The following is a 1,623-nucleotide window of genomic DNA, read 5'->3' as shown; positions in this document are numbered from 1 at the left end:
CGACTGCCCGAAATGCGGGATGCATCTGGTGCCGGAATCGGACGCCGCCGCCCATGCTGGGCACGACCACCACGGGGATGAGCACCACGGGCACAGCCACCACGGGCACGACCACCAGTCAAGCGCCGCCCCGGCGGACGGCCGGTACGATACCGTCCCCGCCGGTCATGACGGGGCCGTCTACACCTGCCCGATGCACCCGCAGGTTCGTCAGGTCGAGCATGGCTCCTGCCCGATCTGCGGCATGGGGCTGGAGCTTGAGTCCGGTATCCCGGCAGAGGACGGCCCGAACCCCGAACTGGTGGATTTCACCCGCCGTTTCTGGATCGGCACGGTGCTGACCATTCCGCTTCTGATCCTGACCATGGCGCCATATGTCGGGTTTCCCGAAGTGCGCGAGATATTCGGCGAGCGCGCAACGCTCTGGATCGAACTGGTCCTGGGAACCCCGGTGGTCCTGTGGTGCGGCTGGCCCTTCATGGTGCGCGGCTGGAATTCGTTCAAGACGATGAACCTCAACATGTTCTCGCTCATAAGCATGGGCGTGATGGCGGCCTGGATCTTCAGCGTCGTCGCGGTTCTCGCACCCGGCATATTCCCCGACGGCTTCCGTGACGACGAGGGCCATGTCGGCGTCTATTTCGAGGCGGCGGCGGTGATCGTGACACTCGTGCTGCTTGGCCAGGTGATGGAACTGCGCGCCCGCGAGGGCACCGGCAAGGCGATCCGTGCGCTTCTCGACATGGCGGCCAAGACCGCGCGGGCGATCCGGGACGACGGGTCCGAAGAGGAGATTCCGCTGGAGGACGTTCAGGTCGGCGACCGGCTGCGCGTGCGCCCCGGCGACAAGGTGCCGGTCGATGGCGTGGTTCTTGACGGCCGGTCCTCGGTCGATGAAAGCATGATCTCGGGCGAACCCGTGCCGGTCGAGAAGACCGAGGGCGACCCGGTGACGGGGGCAACGATCAACGGCACCGGCAGCCTGGTGATGGAGGCGACGCGTGTCGGGTCCGACACGATGCTGGCGCAGATCGTCGAGATGGTGTCGAACGCGCAGCGTTCGCGCGCGCCGATCCAGAAATATGCCGACAGGGTGGCGGGGTTCTTCGTTCCTGCGGTGATCGCCATCGCGGCCCTGTCGTTCATCGCCTGGGCGGTCTGGGGGCCGGCGCCTGCGCTGTCCTACGCGTTGATCGCGGCCGTCGCGGTTCTGATCATCGCCTGTCCTTGTGCCCTTGGGCTTGCCACGCCGATGTCGATCATGACGGCGACGGGGCGGGGTGCCCAGGCCGGGGTGTTGATCAAGAACGCCGAGGCGCTGGAGAGGTTCGAGAAGGTCGATACCCTGATCGTCGACAAGACCGGCACGTTGACCGAGGGCAAGCCGCGGCTTGTCGCCGTTCTGCCGCAACCCGGCCACGACGAGTCCGAGGTCCTGCGTCTCGCCGCATCGCTCGAGCGCGGATCGGAGCACCCCCTGGCCGAAGCCATTGTCAGGGGGGCCGAGGAGCGAATTGTGAAGATGGCCGAGGCGCAGGACTTCGAGGCGGTCACCGGCAAGGGCGTCAAGGGCGTGGTGGACGGCAAGGCTGTCGCGCTCGGCAATCTGGCGATGATCCGCGA

At 66.8% G+C, this 1,623-nt stretch carries 1 protein-coding gene; it reads left to right on the top strand.

All coding sequences use genetic code 11. The annotated features are described in order from the left end of the window. On the top strand, window positions 1-1,623 hold a 1,623-nt coding region (locus tag GE300_RS21980), incomplete at both ends, for a heavy metal translocating P-type ATPase (protein WP_233417317.1).

This window comes from Halovulum marinum (assembly GCF_009697225.1).
Classification (GTDB): domain Bacteria; phylum Pseudomonadota; class Alphaproteobacteria; order Rhodobacterales; family Rhodobacteraceae; genus Halovulum; species Halovulum marinum.
This window is presented reverse-complemented; position numbering and strand designations above follow the sequence as displayed.